General features: G+C 35.8%; 21 protein-coding genes and 1 riboswitch. Of the genes, 20 read left to right on the forward strand and 1 reads right to left on the reverse strand.

Features of this window, described 5'->3' with window-relative positions:
* The first annotated feature begins 97 nt into the window (after positions 1 to 97).
* The 6 genes from M3183_RS01445 (at position 98) to M3183_RS01470 (ending at position 6499) form a co-directional block, all read left to right on the forward strand.
* Positions 98 to 814, forward strand: coding sequence for a response regulator transcription factor (locus tag M3183_RS01445; protein WP_251465714.1), 717 nt, complete (start codon positions 98 to 100; stop codon positions 812 to 814).
* Positions 811 to 2589 carry an ATP-binding protein gene (locus tag M3183_RS01450; RefSeq protein ID WP_251465718.1) on the forward strand — a complete coding sequence of 593 codons (1779 nt, stop codon included), beginning with the start codon at positions 811 to 813 and terminating at the stop codon, positions 2587 to 2589. Before M3183_RS01445 ends, M3183_RS01450 begins: the two co-directional genes overlap by 4 nt.
* Before the next feature lie 211 nt (positions 2590 to 2800).
* Positions 2801 to 3355 (forward strand): RNA polymerase sigma factor SigX, encoded by a 555-nt coding sequence (gene sigX / locus M3183_RS01455; protein ID WP_251465721.1) that lies wholly within the window; start codon positions 2801 to 2803, stop codon positions 3353 to 3355.
* Positions 3327 to 4475: a hypothetical protein gene (locus M3183_RS01460; protein ID WP_251465723.1), complete on the forward strand. Its 1149-nt coding sequence runs from the start codon at positions 3327 to 3329 to the stop codon at positions 4473 to 4475. Before sigX ends, M3183_RS01460 begins: the two co-directional genes overlap by 29 nt.
* Before the next feature lie 307 nt (positions 4476 to 4782).
* Positions 4783 to 5490, forward strand: coding sequence for a peptidoglycan DD-metalloendopeptidase family protein (locus M3183_RS01465; protein WP_285878433.1), 708 nt, complete (start codon positions 4783 to 4785; stop codon positions 5488 to 5490).
* Between the two features lie 148 nt (positions 5491 to 5638).
* Positions 5639 to 5770, forward strand: a riboswitch (FMN riboswitch).
* Between the two features lie 162 nt (positions 5771 to 5932).
* Positions 5933 to 6499 carry an ECF transporter S component gene (locus M3183_RS01470; RefSeq protein WP_251466250.1) on the forward strand — a complete coding sequence of 189 codons (567 nt, stop codon included), beginning with the start codon at positions 5933 to 5935 and terminating at the stop codon, positions 6497 to 6499.
* 112 nt (positions 6500 to 6611) lie between these two features.
* Here the strand turns inward: M3183_RS01470 and M3183_RS01475 are convergent, their stop codons facing one another.
* Positions 6612 to 6860, reverse strand: a complete 249-nt coding sequence (locus tag M3183_RS01475; RefSeq protein WP_251465729.1) for a 4Fe-4S domain-containing protein — start codon at positions 6858 to 6860, stop codon at positions 6612 to 6614.
* A gap of 253 nt (positions 6861 to 7113) precedes the next feature.
* On the opposite strand from M3183_RS01475, the gene M3183_RS01480 reads away from it, so the two are divergent.
* The 14 genes from M3183_RS01480 to ypeB all read left to right on the forward strand — a co-directional run bounded on the left by M3183_RS01480 (position 7114) and on the right by ypeB (position 20531).
* A complete protein-coding gene (locus M3183_RS01480) occupies positions 7114 to 8160 on the forward strand; it encodes a YpbB family protein (RefSeq protein WP_251465733.1) in 1047 nt (348 codons plus the stop codon).
* On the forward strand, positions 8151 to 9659 hold the full coding sequence (locus M3183_RS01485; RefSeq protein WP_251465734.1) for a RecQ family ATP-dependent DNA helicase: 1509 nt from the start codon (positions 8151 to 8153) through the stop codon (positions 9657 to 9659). Before M3183_RS01480 ends, M3183_RS01485 begins: the two co-directional genes overlap by 10 nt.
* Positions 9656 to 10282, forward strand: coding sequence for a CPBP family intramembrane glutamic endopeptidase (locus M3183_RS01490; RefSeq protein WP_251465735.1), 627 nt, complete (start codon positions 9656 to 9658; stop codon positions 10280 to 10282). Before M3183_RS01485 ends, M3183_RS01490 begins: the two co-directional genes overlap by 4 nt.
* Entirely contained in the window at positions 10272 to 10589 is a 318-nt protein-coding gene (locus M3183_RS01495; RefSeq protein ID WP_251465736.1) for a hypothetical protein, read from the forward strand. Before M3183_RS01490 ends, M3183_RS01495 begins: the two co-directional genes overlap by 11 nt.
* A gap of 99 nt (positions 10590 to 10688) precedes the next feature.
* Positions 10689 to 11144, forward strand: coding sequence for a YpbF family protein (locus tag M3183_RS01500; protein WP_251465737.1), 456 nt, complete (start codon positions 10689 to 10691; stop codon positions 11142 to 11144).
* Positions 11145 to 11235: 91 nt separating this feature from the next.
* Positions 11236 to 11871, forward strand: a complete 636-nt coding sequence (locus tag M3183_RS01505; protein WP_251465747.1) for a CBS domain-containing protein — start codon at positions 11236 to 11238, stop codon at positions 11869 to 11871.
* Positions 11872 to 12220: 349 nt separating this feature from the next.
* Positions 12221 to 12988, forward strand: coding sequence for a metallophosphoesterase (locus M3183_RS01510; protein WP_251465752.1), 768 nt, complete (start codon positions 12221 to 12223; stop codon positions 12986 to 12988).
* An 83-nt stretch (positions 12989 to 13071) separates the two neighbouring features.
* Entirely contained in the window at positions 13072 to 13653 is a 582-nt protein-coding gene (locus M3183_RS01515) for a genetic competence negative regulator (RefSeq protein WP_251465754.1), read from the forward strand.
* A 264-nt stretch (positions 13654 to 13917) separates the two neighbouring features.
* The gene (locus M3183_RS01520; protein WP_251465757.1) at positions 13918 to 15195 is read left to right on the forward strand and encodes a Glu/Leu/Phe/Val family dehydrogenase; all 1278 of its coding nucleotides are present in this window, start codon (positions 13918 to 13920) and stop codon (positions 15193 to 15195) included.
* A 461-nt stretch (positions 15196 to 15656) separates the two neighbouring features.
* Complete coding sequence (locus tag M3183_RS01525) at positions 15657 to 16586, forward strand: YpdA family putative bacillithiol disulfide reductase (protein ID WP_251466252.1); 930 nt, start codon at positions 15657 to 15659, stop codon at positions 16584 to 16586.
* Positions 16583 to 17545, forward strand: a complete 963-nt coding sequence (locus M3183_RS01530) for an asparaginase (protein WP_251466254.1) — start codon at positions 16583 to 16585, stop codon at positions 17543 to 17545. The genes M3183_RS01525 and M3183_RS01530 overlap by 4 nt, the downstream gene beginning before the upstream one ends.
* Positions 17546 to 17638: 93 nt before the next feature.
* The gene (gene prsW, locus M3183_RS01535) at positions 17639 to 18328 is read left to right on the forward strand and encodes a glutamic-type intramembrane protease PrsW (RefSeq protein ID WP_251465760.1); all 690 of its coding nucleotides are present in this window, start codon (positions 17639 to 17641) and stop codon (positions 18326 to 18328) included.
* A 91-nt stretch (positions 18329 to 18419) separates the two neighbouring features.
* Positions 18420 to 19169, forward strand: a complete 750-nt coding sequence (gene sleB / locus M3183_RS01540) for a spore cortex-lytic enzyme (protein WP_396953685.1) — start codon at positions 18420 to 18422, stop codon at positions 19167 to 19169.
* A gap of 12 nt (positions 19170 to 19181) precedes the next feature.
* Positions 19182 to 20531: a germination protein YpeB gene (gene ypeB / locus M3183_RS01545; protein WP_251465784.1), complete on the forward strand. Its 1350-nt coding sequence runs from the start codon at positions 19182 to 19184 to the stop codon at positions 20529 to 20531.
* Positions 20532 to 20534: the final 3 nt, after the last annotated feature.

Raw genomic sequence — 20534 nt, forward strand, 5'->3', positions numbered from 1 at the left:
GTCATATTATTGACACTTTTAAAGGCATTTATTAACCCTGAACATATAGCAAAATTGGAAACCATTTTGTAAAATAAACACCATGGGGGGATTATTAATGGAAAAAGAAGTGAAAATTTTAGTAGTAGATGATGAAGAAAGAATCCGCCGCCTTTTAAAAATGTATTTAGAGCGGGAAGATTATATTATAGATGAAGCTGAAGATGGAAATGTGGCTTTATCAAAAGCATTGGAGAATGATTATGATATTATTCTTCTTGACCTTATGATGCCTGGAAAAGATGGAATTGAAGTCTGCAGGGAGCTTCGGGAAAAAAAATCCACACCCGTTATCATGTTGACAGCAAAAGGGGAGGAAGTAAACCGGGTTCAGGGTTTTGAGGTGGGTACAGATGACTACATTGTCAAACCATTCAGCCCAAGAGAAGTTGTTTTAAGAGTAAAAGCCATTTTAAGAAGATCATCACAAACAAGCTTTTTACAAACAGAAACTACAACGAAAGATGTCATCGTTTTTCCTCATTTAACGATTGATAATGATGCGCACAGAGTGACTGCTGAAGGCAGAGAGGTCAGCCTGACGCCTAAAGAATACGAGTTGCTTTATTTCCTGGCAAAAGCGCCAGACAGAGTATTTGACCGCGAACAGCTTTTAAAAGAGGTTTGGCATTACGAATTTTTTGGTGATTTGCGAACAGTCGATACACATGTTAAACGGCTTCGTGAAAAACTAAATAAAGTATCCGAGCCTGCCGCAAGAATGATTGTAACCGTTTGGGGTGTCGGCTACAAGTTTGAGGTAACCAATGAATGACCTTTTTACGAAGTGTTGTAGGTAAGCTTTGGTTTACCATCCTTTTATTAGTCTCATTTGTTCTTTTTATTTTGACGGTTATGCTTCTTGAGTTTTTTCAAAATTATACAATTGAAGAAACAAAGAATGATTTAACCAATACAGCAGAAAAAATTGCCCGGATCTTAGAAGAACATCCTAATGAAAAACAGTCAATTGGATTAGAAATATCCTGGGAAGTAATAGACAAAGTTACGAAAGTAGTGATCATAAAAAATAATCATGAAGTCTATTACTCCCCTAACACGGAAAATGAACAAAAGTTAACGATTAACGATATTTTAAATGATCCGGAATTATCAAAAGTGTTTCATGAAAATAAAACCGTTGAAAAGGTATCTAACTTATCAACAAGTAATTCGGTTAATGATGAAAATGCCAATTATTCTATCATAGGTGTACCTTTGCATCTTTCAGGTGATAATGGTGCTGTTTTTATTTATCAGTCGCTTGAAGTAATGAGGGACACATCGCGCTCGACAACCAAGTTTATCTTATTGGTTGCTGGTGTTGCTATTGTTTTGACAACCATTTTTGCTTTCTTTTTATCAACAAGAATTACCGCACCGCTTCGAAAAATGAGGGAGGCAGCTTTTGAGGTTGCAAAAGGAAAATTTGATACGAAAGTCCCGATTCTTACACACGATGAAATTGGAGAATTGGCAACGGCTTTTAATCAAATGGGCAGACAGTTAAAGTTCAACATAAATGCCCTTAACCAGGAGAAGGAACAACTGTCAAGTATTTTAAGCAGCATGGCAGATGGAGTGATTACATTTAACCGTGATGGAACCATCCTAATTACCAATCCTCCAGGTGAACGTTTTCTTCAATACTGGTATTATGAAAAAGAAGATCATACTGCTTCTGAAGCACTGCCTTCACAGGTAATGGAGCTTTTCCAGAAAGCAGTAGAAACTGAAAAAGAACAAATGGGTGAGATTTCACTCCAAGGCCGTCATTGGGTAATTTTGGTGACGCCTCTTTATAGTAATCGATTTATTCGCGGTGCAGTTGCTGTATTAAGGGATATGACAGAGGAAAGAAAATTAGATAAAATGAGGAAAGATTTCATTGCCAATGTTTCACATGAGCTGAGGACCCCTATTTCAATGCTGCAAGGATATAGTGAAGCTATTGTTGATGATATTGCCCAATCACAGGAAGAGAAAAAAGAAATGGCCCAAGTTATTTATGATGAATCTCTTAGAATGGGCCGTCTTGTTAATGAACTGTTGGATCTTGCGAGAATGGAAGCAGGGCATATTCAATTAACAAAAGAAGAAATTGACCTTAACACTTTTATTAATCGTATTATTCATAAATTCCAAGGACTTGCTAAAGATAATGAAATTTATCTGAATACTGAAATAGAAAATGGTATTCATTCTATCTATCTTGACCCTGATCGGATTGAACAGGTTCTAACCAATTTAATTGATAACGCCATTAGGCATACTCCAAAAGGGGGTTCAGTTAAATTAACGGTTTCATTAGAAGATAAAGGAATTAGGATGAATGTTATTGATTCAGGTTCAGGCATTCCAGAGGAAGATTTGCCATTTATTTTTGAACGTTTCTATAAGGCAGACAAAGCGAGGACGAGAGGAAAATCGGGCACAGGACTTGGACTTGCTATTGTTAAACATATTATAGATGCCCACCAAGGGGCTATTTCAGTTCATAGCAAACTTGGTCAAGGGACGACATTTTCCTTCTTTTTGCCTCGAAAATAGGTAAAAACAATCAAAATTTGCCGATTGTTCTTGATTCACGGGAAACATTTAAGAACCCCGCCCATTTTAAAATGGAGTATGGTTTTTAAATGTTTTTTTGTTTTGATTTCTAAAAAACACCTTCCTTTTTTTAGTAATACAGTCTATATTTAAGAGATGAAACCAATCATACATAAATAACGACTAATTTAATGAACGGGGAGGAGAATTAATGGACTCCGTTTTCGATGAACTTTATAACAAATACCACCAAGATGTATTTCAATTTTTGTTTTATATGGTAAGAAACAGAGAGCAGGCAGAAGACCTTGTTCAAGAGGTCTATATTAGAGTATTTAAGTCTTATGATCGTTTTGAAGGGAAAAGCAGTGAAAAAACATGGCTTTTTTCAATTGCCAGGAATGTGGCCATTGATTATTTTCGTAAACAAAAGGGCTGGAAAGATAAATTAATGGAAAAGTTCGATTGGTCCGCCAGTCAAGTAAAAGATTCGGACCCTATTCCAGAAGAGATTGCAGTCCAAAAAGAAGAAATACAATGGGTTTATAAGTCAATGGAACATTGTACAATGGATCAGCGGGCTGTCATTACTTTGCGTTTTATCCATGATTTATCAATAGCTGAAACAGCACAAACTTTAGGGTGGACGGAAAGTAAAGTAAAAACAACGCAGCACCGTTCATTAAAGTTAATAAAGAGACATATGGAGACCTTTTATGTAAAGGAGGGATCAAATAGTGATGAAAAAGTCAGAGTGGAGCGATAGAGAAATTGAAGAACTATTAAGACAAATGCCGAAAGTCAAAGATCATCGTAATCCCATTGACATGAATCAAAATTTCCCCTTCAAAAAAAGAAATGCTTTTCCATGGCTTGTGCCAAGTATTGCAACAGCAGCTGCAGTATTCCTATGTATTATTTTAGGTACAAAATTTATAGGTGGTCCAACATCTCAGTTATTCCAAGAAAAGTCCCTGAATGAGAAATCTCTCAATCAGCAAATAACATTGAAAAAAGAAAATATTCAGCCGAAGGACCAAACGTTTTCGGGTTCCGATAATCGAGAGCCATTGAAATCATCTATATACGAAAATGAAGTAAGAAAAGGGAAGGTCATTACCTATTGGATTCCGGATGAACAAGCACAAAATATTATTCCCATATCTACAATTGTTCATAATATAAAAAATAAATCGCGGCTGGATGTATTTAATGAAAAAATGGCCCAGTTGAATGAAAATGAATGGGGATTGGATGATTTTTACCCGATCAATGCAGATTTTAATTTTAATGAAAAAAGCGGGACCGTTGATGTTAACGTACCAGCAGACCATGAATATGGTAAAGGGTCGAGCAATGAGTTAATGTTTATTAATATTATAAAAAAAGATATCTCATCAAACAGTAATGTGAAAAAGGCAAGATTATTCACGGATGGAAAACCGGGAATTGAATTTGGAAATACGGGTATAAAAAATGAAATTATGATACAGCCCGAAAGGCATCATGCATATTTATTTTATTATCCAAATCGACATGAATCCCCCTATCTTGTACCAAGTATAGAGCCCTTTGAAAATATTAGAGATGCATTCAAAGCGATGAAGAAAGACCGAAATGGGTTAAAAAAATCGATGCATCTTAAGATAAAAGAAAACGAATTATCGATACGAAATAAAGTATTATATCTGCCTGTAGAAAGGGATTCGAAGATTAAAAATGACCAGCTAACCGTATTTTCTTACGAAGCCTTATTACTAACCGCTAAAGAATTTGGGATGGAAAAGGTGGTTATTACAGATGCTCCGATTAAACAGATTGGTCCTTTTGATTTAACTAAAGAAAACAAAGTACCAATAGCACCCAATATGCGTAATATTGAATAAATTAAAACTTTAGCGGGGATTTTTTATCATCCGCCCATACTTTCAGGCTTGCATTATGCTTTAAAGCCGGTTTTTACTGCCAGTTAATCTGTTTTTTTTCAATCAACCGTTTCGGTTGATTTTCTTTTTGTCTATTTTTTTGTATAAAATGACTGAAGTCTCCAAAATATAACAAATATGTTTGACCCAGCCCCATGATTTGTTCTAAAGATGAATATAAAAACATATCGTGAGGAAGAGAGTTAGATTTTAAGGAGGAAAAGGGAAAGTGCGTGATTACATAAGGAGATTTTTGATTGCCATACTGATGGCGCTTTGTGTAAGTTTATTATTCTTAGGAGGAAGACATTCAGAAGCAGCTGGTTTGACTGAAAGTAATGGTCATAAACATTGGATTTGGCCGTCAGATGGCATTATTTCTGACACATATGGGACCAGAAATGGTAAACATAAGGGAATTGATATTGCAGGTAAAAAGGATGCCCCCATTCTATCCGTTGAGGATGGAGTGGTGGAGAAATCCTATTTCTCCGATACATATGGAAATGTAGTATTTATTAAACATCCTAAAAATTTGGTAACAGTTTATGCCCATTTGAATAAACGGGAAGTTTTTGAAGGGCAGAAAATAAAACAAGGTCAAATTATTGGTAAAATGGGTCAAACTGGACAAGCTACCGGTACCCATTTACATTTTGAAGCACATCAGCTGGAATGGAGATATGATAAGAAATATGCCATTGACCCGGAAAAGCTTCTGGGCAGTACGAGTGTGGGTGAATTTGTCCAAGGCGGGGTGGCTAGCAACGAAGTCATTACCGTAAGCATTCCTTATCAAGAACACATCAATTCAAATGTACCTGCAGGAAAACAAAAGAATACTTATATAGTCCGTCAGGGGGATACACTATATTCGATTGCAAAAAGGAAGAATATGACGATTGCAAGAATTAAAGAGTTAAATCACCTGAAATCCGACATTATTATGCCAAATCAGATTTTAACTGTAAAATAAAATGAATAATATCTTGATTTTGAACCCGCAGTGAATTTAGCTGCGGGTAAATTTATGTTTGTTAAAAATTAATAAAGTTTAGATAGATGGTTTAAATACTTAACAAAGCTGCTTTTTTTCAGTATAATAAAGTTGTAATTTCATATCGATCTATCTTCGGGGCAGGGTGAAATTCCCGATCGGCGGTATTAGAGAAAATCTTAAGCCCGCGAGCCTTCTAAAGGCAGGATTTGGTGAGATTCCAAAGCCGACAGTATAGTCTGGATGGGAGAAGATGGAGGTTCTGCAGACGTTCAAAAATTTTCTATGGATTGAATGTTTATTTAGTGTGCCTAACCTTCTCCCTCAAGCATATTTCTTGAGGGAGTTTTATTTTGGGTGCCTAAATGCTGAATCTCTCTTCCTAACATGATGGATCAAAAAAGGGGAGAGGAAAATGAAAATGAAAATCACAAAGGTCAAAGCAATGGTATCAATTGCGATGTTGAGCAGTATAGCTTATTTAATTATGCTGCTAAATTTCCCGATGCCGCCATTTCAGAATTTCTTACTGGTTGATTTTAGTGACATCCCGGCACTAATTGCTGCATTAATATTTGGACCAATGGCCGGTATATTAGTTGAGTTTTTAAAAAATTTGCTTGACTTTGTTATGATTGGAAGTCCGACAGGGGTACCGGTAGGACATATTGCTAATTTTCTGGCGGGAGTTTTATTTATATTGCCTACTTATTATGTTTACAGCAAGCTTAAAACAAGAAGAGGCATGACAATTGGTTTAATTGCTGGAACAGTTATAATGTCTATAATGATGAGTGTATTGAATTACTATTTCATTTTACCGGCATATACTAAACTGATGGGTTTTCCAGATTTACGTAATTACGTTGTACCGGGCATTCTGCCTTTTAATATACTGAAAGGTGTTTTAATGTCAATTGTATTTATGTTATTATTCACCCGGATGCGGTCGTGGATTAATAAACATTCAATTGTCAAACATGCTTAATGTTCCAAAAAGCAGCCTTGATGGCTGCTTTTTCTATTCCATGATAATAATAAAACCCCTCATCATAATGGATGAGGGGTTAGCAGCTTAATAATATCTAATGGTAAAAATATTATTCGAATTTAGTTGGATTGCCATCAAATGGCTCGTCAGCAACCTTAATGGAATCGGTAGGGCAGCCTTCAAAAGCATCCATCATGTCATCGATTAGTACATCTGGAATTTCAACAATTCCTTCGTTATCGTCAAGGGTTACAAATGCAATCCCGTCATCATCGTAATCATAGATATCTGGTGCTGCTGCACCACATGCACCGCATGCAATACAAGTTTCCTTATCAACAATAGTGTACTTAGCCATGTAAAAAACCTCCCAGTGATTATCAAAAAGAATACTTTGTTTTGTTTAACCAGCAAAAATACTGGTAAACGCTTTTCTCACTCTATTGTAAGACTGTATCGACAACTTTTCAATAGAAAAATAATTATTCATAGAGGGCTTTGGATATTTTCGCAGCATCACTATTTTTAATCAGTAAGATTTTCTGTTTCATGTTAAAATATATAAAGGTTTTAAACGAATCATGTCGAATAAACGAGAGTGGTGATTCAAAATGGCGCAGTTGGAATCCATTATTCTATATTGTTTAAAGCAGTTGAATAAAGAGAGAACTGTTTATTCCATTTATCACCTTTTAAATGGGAAAAAATCTTCGCAAACGATACAAGATGCACACTTATTTAATTTAAAAAAGTTCTTTGGAATTATGGATGTATTAACCAGAGAAACGTTTAATCAGCGAATTGAAACACTTCTAAATCAGAAATTGATATACAAAGTAAAAGATCAAACTTTTTTTCCAACTCCATCTGGAGACTTATTTTTAAAAAACAACCCTTTATTAAGGGAATTAAATGGCTGGGAATTTCATCAGCTCTCTACCTTGTTTTGGGAAAGGCTATCTTTATTGATACAAGTAGCATCGAATTTTGAATACCATGAAACAAACTACGTTCCAATTCAAAAAAACAAGGATGTTCATATTTGGTTAAAATCAACTTTAAAGGATATGAAAGTCTCTAAAAATAAGATGGCCAGCCAAATTTATGCTGAACTTCTTGATTGCTTTTCAGAAAATAAAGGACTTGATCCGTCTGTTTTAGTCTATCGGTTAACCGGATATCAGCAAATTGGCTTAACAGGAACGCAATTGGCCCAAAAACTGTCCATGAGCTATTATGATTATTATCTCCAATTTGTTCATATCATTCATTTCATGATGGAAACGTTACGGGTAAATCCTGACAGGTTTCCGGTGTTATCATTTCTTTATAATGGATTAATAAAATCAAATGAATTAACACAATCCTCAAAAAAGACATGGCAGCTATTAACGAAAGGTTATTCTCTAGAACATATTGCTCAAATTCGTCAATTAAAATTAAGTACGATTGAAGACCATCTTGTAGAGATTGCCCTTAATATCGATCGTTTTTCAATTCATGAATATGTGGATCCCAATCTCCAGGATGAAATTTTACGTTCTTCAAAGAGTGCAGGCTCAAGACAATTAAAGTTAATCAAAGCAATGGTAACAAGGGCAAGTTATTTTCAAATTAGGCTTGTATTGGCAAAGTTTGGTGATAAGGCATGGAGTTAGAACTTTTATTAAAAAAATATTTTGGATTCTCTTTTTTTAAAATAGGGCAGAAGGAAGTTATTTCTTCACTACTAAACGGGGAACACACTTTAGCAATGCTGCCGACAGGAACAGGCAAATCACTTTGCTATCAACTGCCAGGTTATATATTAGAAGGGCAGATTTTAATTATTTCACCACTTTTATCGCTTATGCAAGATCAAGTGGAGCAAATGAAACGATTTGGTGAAAAGAGGGTTGTTGCCCTTAATTCATTTTTAAGCGTGGAAGAAAAGGATTACGCTCTAAAGTTTTTAACCAAATATAAATTTATTTTTATTTCGCCGGAAATGCTGCGAATTCCATACATCATCAAAAGATTACAAAGTTTATCCATTTCATTATTTGTTGTAGATGAAGCCCATTGTATTTCTCAATGGGGGTATGACTTTCGTCCCGATTATTCGAAATTAGGTGAAATTCGAAATGCTCTGGGAAACCCTCTTACTTTAGCATTAACCGCAACAGCAACGGCAAAAGTTCGTCAAGATATTGTTCAGTCACTTAGACTAAATAAAGTGAAAAAAATTGAATCCTCAATCGACCGTCCTAATATTGGGTTATATGTGGAAAAAGTTCCGGATTATCGTGAGAAAGAAGAGCGTGTCCTCGAACTTGCTGCCAAACTTAAAAAACCGGGAATTATTTATTTTTCCAGTAAAAAGGCTGCTGAACATATGGCTGAAATGCTTATAAACAAACAGATTTGCCGGGCGAGTGCTTATCATGGGGGAATGGAACAAGATGCGAGAATATTGATTCAACAGCAATTTATCCATGATCAGCTTGATATCATTTGTGCAACAAGTGCTTTTGGTATGGGGGTTAATAAAGAAAACATCCGCTTTGTTATTCATTATCATATGCCGATGCAAATCGAATCCTATTTACAAGAAATAGGCAGGGCGGGGCGTGATGGTAAACCAAGTATTGCCATCCTTCTTTACTCGCCTGGAGATGAACAGCTGCCCATACAGCTTTCTGAAAGTGAACTTCCATCGAATCAACAAATAGATTGGTTATTTAATAAAACAGACCTTTATATAGGAAGAAATTTTGGTGAAGGCCAATTAGCAGAAACATTAAAGGAGCTTGGCGGATTTTCAGAAGTACAATGGCGTATAGTAGAAGAACTGGTTAATCGCCCGCCGCAAGACGTGAAAAGTCCTCAGCATTTAAAAGAAATGATTCAGGATTTTGTGGAACATCGTCTGCAGGCAAAGAAAGCAAATATCTTCCGAATGAAACAATGGATTGATGCAAAAACATGCAGGCGTAAATTTATGATGGAATACTTTGATGACAGATCAAATACGGTGGTTACTCCATGCTGTGATCAATGTGGATTAGTAATAGAGCCATATTATCAGTCAGTAAGCCGGCGGCATTTTAGTACAAGTGAAAGCAGCTGGAAGGACTATTTAATCAAACTTTTAAATAATAGCGGGTTGAGTAAATGAATAATAACAATAAATACAATGAAATGATTGCAGGTTTAACAGATAAAGAATTACTTTTTCACTTGTATCTAACACAGATTATCATTCTTATTATATCGGCTATTTTAAGCTGGTTATTATTCGATGATCTTTCTTATTTGGACCATTTTTCGATAAAGGACCCTGATATTTATAAGATTGGAATATTATCAGGGCTGGCAGTGGTTGTTTTAGATATAGCCTTAATGAAAAGTCTGCCGTCTCATTTTTATAATGATGGCGGTTTGAATGAAAGGATATTTAGGAAACGAAATGTCCTTCATATTTTCTTTATTGCAGCTATTGTTGCCTTTAGTGAAGAATTGCTGTTTCGCGGTATTATCCAAACAAAAGTGGGACTTATTTTTGCAAGTATTATTTTTGCTATTATCCACTACCGTTACCTGTTTAATTGGTATTTATTCATTAATATTGTTTCCCTTAGTTTTATCATAGGTTTTATTTATCAATGGACGAATAATTTTGCTGTAACAATTATAATGCATTTTGTCATAGATTTTTTATTAGGAATATATATAAAGTTTAAAAGACCTTTGAACGTTGATGAAGTGAAAGAAGGAACGGGGGACTGCTATGATGAATAAAGAAGAGCCATTTAGGGAACAGGCTGAACGGACAAAACAGCGTATTGATAGAATCGTTGAGACAACAGATGCTGGAGGCAGCCTGCCGCCCCGTTCTAAACTTCATACCCGAAAAAGAAAGAGAAGAAAATGGAAGTTTAAATATCCGCTTATTCGAATCCTAGTCATATTTTTCATCTTACTGCCTATTATTATTTTCAGTACTATTTCTTATTTTGACGGTAAAAGAGTGATTCATGTAAAAAAAAGCACGGGCAGTTCCAATTACTATGAAACCATTCATTTGGACCAATCAAATAATGAGTAGACGCCCTGGCCAATCCGTTTTGGATTGGTTTTTTTGTTAAATAAACATAAACAAAAGGACAAGTTCATACATATATTTCTAGGATGAAGGGGGGATAAAATGGATACTCCGATTCAATTGTTAGACCATACAGATCCAGCAACAAAACAAATGCTGGAAAACTTAAGAAAAAGAAAGGCCAAATTTGATATTGCTGAAAAACGTCATTTTTATTCTATTTACGGTACACTTGGATTTGCATTCTTATTCTGCTGCTATTTTTACTTTAACATTGCCGAGCACAATTCTTATTCTTTTTTTGCCATGTTCTCTGCCGCATTAAAGGATGGGTTAAACCTGATTCTCTTTTCTATCACCTTAATTAGTTACGGTGCTATGAATGTATTTAGAAAGCAGAAAGATAAAAAAGAAAAGGAATACCAAGAATTAAGGTGTGAGATTGTTGACAGGAGTAAAGACTTATGGAAAAAAGAAGAGGAATGGAAAAACCGTCATCTAATATTTGAAGTGATGAAAAAACATTATGATATTAACCTATATCATGAGAAAAAATGAGAAGTTAAAACTTTATTATATGCAAGGATATTTACCCATCATCTAGAAATATAATAAGATGAAAGAACTATACTCCTTGAGGTGATGGAATATGTTTGTGAAACATATGATGATACCAAAACATGAATGTATCACGGCACAAGAAAATGATACATTAAAGGATGCATTGGAAAAGCTGGAACAGAATCAAATTGACGGGCTGCCAATTTTGCAGGGGGAACGTTATCTGGGGGTTGTGACAAGGGTTGGAATTTACGCGAATTTTTTTCATACTGATAAAACAAGGGAGGAATATCTTAAGACAATACGTGTAAAAGATATTGCCAGCCACCAGGAAAAGTATTTAACAGGTTCAGAGTTATTTGAAAAGACGATGTTGGATTTAAAGGATTTTCCACTGCTTGCAGTAGTGGATGAAAAAAACCATAAATTTTTGGGAGTAGTAACACGTTCAGATGTACTTGGTTTTTTTGAAAGTGCTTTTGGTGTTAACCGGCCTGGTATCAGAATTGCTTTCACATCGGTAGAAACAGAAGGAAGGATTGCCCGTCTGTCTGAAATAGCCCATCACTTCCACGAACACATTATTTCACTCGTTACATTTGATGAAACTGATAAACTTGTCCGCAGAATTGTTATGAAGATTGAAAAGAAGAACAATATCGATAAATTTGTAAAAAAGCTCGAAGAACATGGATTCCGTATTTTAAACATCCAAGAAATATAACGATTTCATAAAGAAAGGTTTACAATCCCTCTCATATATTTTTATGGAGGGTTTTTTTATGAATAGATTTTGTTTTATCTGTACAAATTTCTATTTATCTCCATTAAGTTTCTTGTCCTTGTTTTGTTTATGATATGATTTTATTTAGAAATTGGCTGTGTTAAATAACGGTGTGATTTTTTTAAACCCTGTTGATTGCGGCAACGGCTCCCTGGAAACTTGTGTCTCCTTCTTGTAAAAGTTATCGCCTTTTAGTCGTGCGCTGCCTATGCTGCCAAGTATGGAGCGAAAATCAACAGCTGAATTTAACACATCCTAAAATTAAAAATAGAAACGGGGAAATAGGACTATGGTGAGTTATATAGTAATCCTATTCATTTTTGCAGTTTGCCTTTTACTATACATGCTGCGAGAAGCTTTTCTTAATAATGTCGTCCGCCATGAATTTTGTTTTAATAACTTTCCATCATCTTTCAACAAGGTAACCATCTTTTTTATTTCTGATATCCATCGAAGAACGATTTCTGACAAAATCATTAATGAGGTACAAGGTAAGACAGATATCGTTATCATTGGAGGAGACTTGATGGAAAAAGGTGTTTCCTTTAAAAAAGCAAAAACAAATTTACGTAAATTAAGGGAAATCGGACCTGTATATTTTGTTTGGGGAAATAATGATTATGAAATTGATAATCAAAGATTAGAAAAAATCATGAATTCAATGGAAATAAAAGTATTAAGAAATACGGCTGTTACATTTGAGTCAGAAATGGGGGAAAAGTGGGCTCTCCTAGGTGTGGATGAAGTAGGAAATGAGCGTGATCGTCTTGATTTAGCACTTAAAGATGCAGAAGAGTCTAATTTTAAAATTTTAGCAAGCCACTATCCAGATATAGTTGAAAAAATCAAACCTGAAAATGGAATTCGTTTGGTTTTAAGCGGACATACACATGGGGGACAGATTCATATACTTGGATACAGCCCCCAAAAAAGAGGCTGCGTCAAACAATTGAATAATGCAACATTGCTTATAAGCAATGGTTATGGGACAACTGCAGTTCCTTTAAGATTGGGCGCACCAGCTGAATGTCACTTAATTTCTATTTCAAGATGTTAGTGACGGTTTAGTAAGACAATTCACCAACCCCTTCTCAAGGCATACATTAAAAACAAGAGTAGTTATGAGCAGGGGGCTAAAACATGCGCTTAGAACGCTTAACGGCAAATAAGATTAAAATTTTTTTAACCTCTGATGATTTAATGGATAGGGGGCTCACCAAAGAGGATATTTGGAAAGATGCCGGTAAATGGAATCAGCTTTTTCACGACATGCTTGAAGAAGCAAGTATGGAATTAGATGTAGATATACAAGGTTCTGTAGCAGTTGAAGTGTTTTCTCTTCAGGCTCAAGGCATGATTATGATTATCACGGTTGAGGAATTTAAAGAATATGATGAGATGCTAAATGATGGTTTTATTGAAATGCAAGTAAGAGCTTGCGGCTTTGAAAAGCTCTTATTCGAGTTCGATGATTTCGAGAATCTTATAAGTGTTTCAAAAAGGCTTTCTACAGCAGCCCTGTTTGGCGGAAGTTTATTTTCTATGAATGGACGCTATTATTTATTAATGGATCAATTAGAGACAAAGAAAAATGAAATGGCTGCATGTATTCTTTCAGAATTTGGGAATGCCTCCATACTTAGTCCGCATATTCTAGCTGAATATGGCAAAGTAATAATGAAAGACAAGACAGTAGAGACCATCATTAAATATTTTAAATAATCATAAAATGAATAATATTTTTGTCGAAGGGATTTGGGGGAAAAACCCCCCGTGGCCTTATCCCTTCTCTTTTATATTTATTGTTTTTGCACGGTTATTCACCAAAAATACTATTCAAGAAAAACATAGAATGGAGCCGATTACATAATCGTAAAATAATAAATAGAAAGCTCATTTTTGTTCTTGCATAAAAATATTAAAGGTGTATACTTGTGTCTGAAAGCGGACAACATTCGTAAAAGTGATTTCTTAGGAGGTTTACAAATGGTAGCCGAAAAAGGTATTGATAAGACTAATCAAGCGGAACAGCATGATGTGTTAAAATCAACGCAGACTGTTATTCATAAAGCCCTTGAAAAGTTAGGTTATCCTGAAGAAGTATACGAGCTGTTAAAAGAACCATTACGTATGATGACAGTTAAAATCCCAGTAAGAATGGACGATGGGTCCGTTAAAATATTTACGGGTTACAGAGCACAGCATAATGATGCTGTTGGACCTACCAAAGGTGGAATTCGATTCCATCCAGGTGTGACAGAGACTGAAGTGAAAGCCTTATCAATTTGGATGAGCTTAAAATGTGGTATTGTCGATCTTCCTTATGGAGGCGGTAAAGGCGGTATAATTTGTGATCCGCGTGATATGTCATTTAGAGAGCTTGAAAGGTTAAGCCGCGGGTATGTCCGTGCCATCAGCCAGATTGTGGGACCTACAAAAGATATTCCTGCTCCGGATGTATTCACAAACTCCCAGATCATGGCATGGATGATGGATGAGTACAGTCGAATTGATGAATTTAATTCACCTGGATTTATTACAGGCAAACCGCTTGTTCTTGGCGGTTCCCATGGACGTGAATCAGCCACTGCAAAAGGAGTTACCATTTGTATCGGTGAAGCGGCTAAAAAAAGAGGTATTGACATTAAAGGTGCAAAAGTGGTCATTCAAGGTTTTGGGAATGCCGGAAGCTATTTATCAAAATTCATGCATGATGCTGGTGCAAAAGTAGTCGGAATTTCTGATGCTTACGGTGCACTTTATGATCCTAATGGTCTTGACATTGATTATCTTCTTGATAGAAGGGACAGCTTTGGTACTGTAACTAAGTTATTTGACAATACCATTACAAATAAGGAATTGCTTGAATTGGATTGTGATATCCTTGTTCCTGCAGCAATTGAAAATCAAATTACAGAGGAAAATGCCCATAATATTCGTGCGAATATTGTTGTGGAAGCAGCTAATGGACCTACAACCCTGGAGGCAACACAAATCTTAACAGAACGCGGCATTCTTTTGGTACCTGATGTTCTCGCATCAGCAGGAGGAGTGACTGTATCATACTTTGAATGGGTTCAAAATAACCAAGGTTATTATTGGACAGAAGAAGAAGTAGAGGAGAAACTGGAAAAGATTTTAGTAAAGTCTTTTAATAATATTTATGACACTGCTCAAACACGCCGAGTTGATATGCGTCTTGCTGCATATATGGTTGGTGTAAGGAAAATGGCAGAGGCAAGCCGCTTTAGAGGATGGATTTAAGATTGAAATATAACAGGAAAACTCCTATCATTATCTGGTAGGAGTTTTTTTATAGTATAATTTTTAAGTCATTGTCTTTACAGAATTGTCTAGCTCCATAAGGAAAGCTTATTTAGCTTAGTCTTGCACAAAGGAAAAGCGTCAGCTTTTTAAGGAGCGCCTAGCCGTTTTTTGCCCTTAAATAAGGCTGCTTTGAGCATCTTGCGTAAAGCACAAGCTTAAAGCAGCTAAAGGTCAAATACCTTCGGCTCTAAAAGTCCAAAAGCGATTTTGGGGACCGAAGAACATTTGCTATGCCTTTAGGGTGACTGTTAAGTAAAGATAGCGAAAATATTCATCACAGGAACAAGATGTGCTTGGTCATGGCGCTTGTGCTTTTTTAAATTATATGTTTTTTTATAAGGAGTGTATTTGTAGTGCACAACGAAGATATCACCATTATTGGGGCTGGCCCCTGCGGCATGGCAGCAGCAATTGCCCTGCAGGATATGGGGAAAAAACCGCTTATTATTGAAAAAGGAAATGTAGTTAATTCTATTTATAAATATCCGACACATCAAACCTTCTTCAGCACAAGTGAAAAGCTGGAAATCGGTGACATGCCATTTGTCACTGACACCTATAAACCTAAAAGAAATCAAGCCCTTGTCTATTATAGGGAAGTGGCTAAACGAAAAAATTTGCGAATTAATGCTTTTGAAGAAGTATTAAAGGTGGAGAAATTGTCTCAAGGCTTTACAATTCAAACCTCTAAAGACACCTATCATTCTAGATATATCGTGATTGCCACTGGGTATTATGACAACCCGAATTATATGAATGTGCCCGGCGAAAATTTACCAAAGGTATTTCATTATTTTAAAGAGGCACATCCTTATTTCGACAAAGATGTATGTGTTATCGGTGGAAAAAACTCCAGTGTTGATGCAGCAATCGAATTGGTCAAAGCAGGGGCAAGAGTAACGGTTCTATATCGTGGAAAAGAATATTCTCCGAGCATTAAACCTTGGATTTTACCAGAATTCGAATCATTGGTTAGAAACGGTATCGTTCAAATGCATTTCAATACGAATGTAAAGGAGATAACAGAAGATAAAGTCATTTTTATAAAAGATGAAGAAGAGCTGGAAATTCAAAATGATTTTGTCTTTGCTATGACGGGTTATCACCCTGACCATCAATTATTACAATCTATCGGTGTAAGTATTGATGAAGAAACAGGCAGGCCGATGATCAATGCTGAAACGATGGAGACGAACATCAAGAATGTTTATATAGCAGGGGTTATCGCTGCCGGTAATAATGCAAACGAAATATTTATTGAAAATGGCCGGTTTCATGGCAGCCTAATTGCAAATGACATCTTAGAAAAAGAACAAAAGGGTGAATAGTTTTGGAAAAAGTGGTTTTGTTAACTACAGGGGGAACAATAGCAAGCAAGCCAAACAAGGAATCTGGAAAATTAGCATCAGGTGCTTTAACGGGAGAAGAGTTAGCTTCAATGTGTCAGCTTCCCGATAATATCGAGGTGATTGTTGAATCTGTATTTCAAAAGGCCAGCATTCATATTACTTTTGATGATTTACTTGTTTTAAAAGATAAAATTGAACACTATTTTCATGACGAATCAGTTTCAGGAGTTGTTGTTACTCATGGAACAGATTCGATGGAAGAGACGGCTTATTTCCTTGATTTAACGATAAATGATCCCCGTCCTGTTGTGGTAACAGGTTCTCAACGTTCTCCGGAGGATTTGGGAAGTGATGTCTATATTAATTTACGGCATGCTATATATACCGCATGTTCAAAAGATTTATACAATGCAGGGGCTGTCGTCGTTTTTAATGAACGCATTTTTGCTGCCCGGTATGTGAAAAAGGAACATGCTTCCAATATTCAGGGATTTAATGTGTTCGGTTTTGGTTATTTAGGTATCATTGATAATGATCAGGTACAAGTATATCAAAAACCACTGAAAAGAGAATTTTTTGCTGTCAAATCACCCATACCGGAAGTGGAGATTATCAAATGTTATCTTGGGGCAGACGGCAAATTTATTAAAGCGGCAAGAGAAGCGGGAGTGAAAGGGATTGTCCTGGAAGGTGTGGGCAGAGGACAGGTTGCTCCAAATATGATGGAAGAAATTGAATTGGCTATAAAAGAAGGGGTCAAATTAGTCATTACGACAAGCGCAGAAGAAGGGGCAGTTTATACTACCTATGATTACAAGGGAAGTGCTTATGATTTATATAAAAAGGGAGTAATTCTTGGGAGTGATAATGACTCGAAGAAGGCCAGAATTAAACTGGCTGCTGCCTTGGCCAGTGGTTTGGAAGATATTGAATTTTAAACAAATTATCCCAAATTGGTGAAACTTTCATTTTATTGAACCTGATATTCATGGTACGATTATACAAAATGGATTTTTGAAAAGAGGTTCATCATGCTCGGAATCTTATCTGCAGGAATTGCTCCTGGGCTTGCTTTGCTTAGCTATTTTTATTTAAAAGACGAATACGAGCCAGAGCCCGTTTCTTTAGTCTTACGGACATTTCTATATGGGGCTCTGCTTGTGTTCCCAATCATGTTTATTCAGCATGTTTTCGAGACGGAGAATTTGGTTAAATCTGACCTTTTTGATGCATTCTTCAGTACAGGCTTTTTAGAAGAATTTTTTAAATGGTTTCTTCTTTTCTATGCTATATATCAACATGTTGAATTTGATGAACCATTTGACGGAATTGTATATGGAGTGGCAGTTTCACTAGGATTTGCCACAGTGGAGAATATCTTTTATTTAGTTGCTAATGGTGTGGAACATGCTATGTCCCGGGCGCTTTTACCCGTATCAAGTCATGCTCTATTTGGTGTTATTATGGGTTTTTATCTTGGAAAAGCAAAGTTTACAGAAGGATCTAAAATAAAGTGGTTACTGCTTTCGCTTATCCTTCCTTTCGTTCTTCATGGTTTTTATGATTTCATTCTTCTTTCCTTAAAAAATTGGATTTATATCATTTTTCCTTTTATGATTTTTCTATGGTGGTTTGGCTTAACCAAGGTGAAAAAAGCGAAGATATTAAGTGCAAATCACTTCAAAAAACAATATGCAGCAAAAAAAACCCTTCACTCGTAATGAAGGGTTTTTGTATTTAATGGAATAAAAACACCAATATAACAGAAAATAGGGTTACTGTAAAAAGATTTACAATGGGGGTTCATATTCCATGAATAAAAAAATCAAGTTAATAAAATTCATTTTGATGATTGCATTGGTCAGTACTGCACTTCCTTTTTCTCAGGCAGATCGGGTTCACGCATTTTCAAATCAAGTAATTCAGCAGGGGGCAGTTGGCAATGATGTCATTGAACTTCAATCCAGGCTAAATTATATTGGATTCTATCACGGGAAAATAGATGGAGTATTTGGTTGGGGAACATACTGGGCGCTGCGTAATTTTCAATATGAATTTGGGCTGCCAATTGATGGGTTAGTGGGTGAAAGTACTAAAGCTAAGTTATTAAAAACAACAAAATATAATAAAGGAAATACCGCAGGAGCAAATGGAACTGCTAATAAGACGGCAAAAAAAGCAACTGCTGTAAATATTCCAAAAGGTTTTTCACAAAATGATATACAATTGATAGCAAATGCTGTTCATGGTGAGTCAAGAGGAGAGCCCTATATTGGGCAAGTAGCGGTGGCAGCAGTGATTTTAAACCGGGTTAATAGTTCCTCCTTTCCCAACACTGTTTCTGGTGTTATTTTTGAGCCTGGTGCGTTTACAGCTGTTGCAGACGGACAAATATGGCTTACACCTAATGAGACTTCAAAAAAGGCAGTTATTGATGCGATAAATGGCTGGGACCCTACAGGAGAAGCACTTTATTATTTTAATCCTGCTACAGCAACAAGCTCCTGGATTTGGTCAAGACCGCAGATTAAAAAAATTGGCAAACATATTTTCTGCAAGTAGAGGTGAACGAAATTGATTAGAGGTTTATTAATTGGAGTACTCGCACTTGGTGTCATCGGCACCGGCTATTGGGGTTATCAAGAACATCAAGAAAAGAATGCAATTCTCTTAAATGCTGAAAATAACTATCAACGTGCCTTTCATGGACTTTCCTATCAAATGGATTTATTGCACGACAAAATTGGGACAACTATTGCAATGAATTCCAGACAATCATTGTCGCCTTCTTTGGCAGAAGTCTGGAGGATTACTTCAGAGGCACATAATGATGTAGGACAGCTTCCGCTTACATTGCTGCCATTTAATAAGACCGAAGAATTTCTTTCAAACATCGGAAATTTCAGCTATCGTACTGCAATAAGAGATTTAGATAAAGAGCCATTAACAGATAAAGAATACAATACCTTAAAAGTTCTTTATAAGCAGTCTGGAGACATCCAAAATGAACTTCGTAAAGTTCAGCATATGGTTTTAAAAAATAATCTCCGCTGGATGGATGTAGAAATGGCACTCGCCTCTGGTAAAGAGACGACTGATAATACCATAATAGATGGTTTTAAAACAGTGGAAAAAACAGTGACTGGTTTTGACGAAACTGACTTTGGACCAACTTTTTCCAATATGCAGAAAAAGGATGAAAACTTCAAAAATGTATCAGGAAAGACGATTTCAAAAAGTGAAGCTGCTGCAATTGCAAAAAAATACATGAATATGAAGGGAAATCTAAATGTAAAGGTAACGGAAAATGGAAAAGGCTCTGATTACGGTTTTTACAGTGTAGCAGTTAAAAATGAGAAAACTGGACAAGAATCCAGTATGGATCTAACGAAAAAGGGCGGACATCCTATTTGGTTTATTAACCATCGGGATGTAAAAAAGCAAAAATTAAGTTTGAATGATGGCATGATAAAGGCACAAGCCTTTTTAAAAGATACTGGATACCCAGATTTAGAGTTATTCGAAAGTACTCAATATGATAATGTGGGTGTATTCAATTTTGTAACGAACAAAAACGGGGTAAGAATATATCCCGAAGCTATAAAGCTAAAAGTTGCCTTGGATAATGGCGATATTCTTGGAGTATCAGCAGAAGAATATTTAAAATCAGTTCAAAAAAGAAATATAGGTAAACCGGCCATAACTCTTGAGCAAGCACGTGGTAAAGTTAATCCTAATTTAAAGGTAATGGAGGACAGGAAGGCAATAATAGTGAATGATTTAAATAAAGAAGTATTATGTTATGAATTCCTAGGCACCATTAAAAATGACACGTATCGAATTTTTATTAATGCAGAAAATGGAAGAGAAGAGGAAGTTGAAAAATTAAAGGATTCAGAGGCCGTATACGAGGACGTGTTATAAGGA

This window comes from Neobacillus mesonae, assembly GCF_023715155.1.
Lineage (GTDB): Bacteria > Bacillota > Bacilli > Bacillales > Cytobacillaceae > Neobacillus > Neobacillus mesonae_A.

Bases quoted from the DNA above. Each gene is read 5' to 3' on its own strand.
- M3183_RS01525 (WP_251466252.1), top strand. From the start codon at position 15,657: ATGGCAGCAGCAATTGCCCTGCAGGATATGGGGAAAAAACCGCTTATT.
- M3183_RS01475 (WP_251465729.1), bottom strand. From the start codon at position 6,860: ATGGCTAAGTACACTATTGTTGATAAGGAAACTTGTATTGCATGCGGT.
- M3183_RS01465 (WP_285878433.1), top strand. From the start codon at position 4,783: ATGGCGCTTTGTGTAAGTTTATTATTCTTAGGAGGAAGACATTCAGAA.
- M3183_RS01495 (WP_251465736.1), top strand. From the start codon at position 10,272: ATGATGAATAAAGAAGAGCCATTTAGGGAACAGGCTGAACGGACAAAA.
- M3183_RS01470 (WP_251466250.1), top strand. From the start codon at position 5,933: ATGAAAATCACAAAGGTCAAAGCAATGGTATCAATTGCGATGTTGAGC.
- M3183_RS01515 (WP_251465754.1), top strand. From the start codon at position 13,072: ATGCGCTTAGAACGCTTAACGGCAAATAAGATTAAAATTTTTTTAACC.
- prsW (WP_251465760.1), top strand. From the start codon at position 17,639: ATGCTCGGAATCTTATCTGCAGGAATTGCTCCTGGGCTTGCTTTGCTT.
- M3183_RS01450 (WP_251465718.1), top strand. From the start codon at position 811: ATGACCTTTTTACGAAGTGTTGTAGGTAAGCTTTGGTTTACCATCCTT.
- M3183_RS01490 (WP_251465735.1), top strand. From the start codon at position 9,656: ATGAATAATAACAATAAATACAATGAAATGATTGCAGGTTTAACAGAT.
- sleB (WP_396953685.1), top strand. From the start codon at position 18,420: ATGAATAAAAAAATCAAGTTAATAAAATTCATTTTGATGATTGCATTG.
- M3183_RS01505 (WP_251465747.1), top strand. From the start codon at position 11,236: ATGTTTGTGAAACATATGATGATACCAAAACATGAATGTATCACGGCA.
- sigX (WP_251465721.1), top strand. From the start codon at position 2,801: ATGGACTCCGTTTTCGATGAACTTTATAACAAATACCACCAAGATGTA.
- M3183_RS01485 (WP_251465734.1), top strand. From the start codon at position 8,151: ATGGAGTTAGAACTTTTATTAAAAAAATATTTTGGATTCTCTTTTTTT.
- M3183_RS01500 (WP_251465737.1), top strand. From the start codon at position 10,689: ATGGATACTCCGATTCAATTGTTAGACCATACAGATCCAGCAACAAAA.
- M3183_RS01480 (WP_251465733.1), top strand. From the start codon at position 7,114: ATGGCGCAGTTGGAATCCATTATTCTATATTGTTTAAAGCAGTTGAAT.
- M3183_RS01445 (WP_251465714.1), top strand. From the start codon at position 98: ATGGAAAAAGAAGTGAAAATTTTAGTAGTAGATGATGAAGAAAGAATC.
- M3183_RS01520 (WP_251465757.1), top strand. From the start codon at position 13,918: ATGGTAGCCGAAAAAGGTATTGATAAGACTAATCAAGCGGAACAGCAT.
- M3183_RS01510 (WP_251465752.1), top strand. From the start codon at position 12,221: ATGGTGAGTTATATAGTAATCCTATTCATTTTTGCAGTTTGCCTTTTA.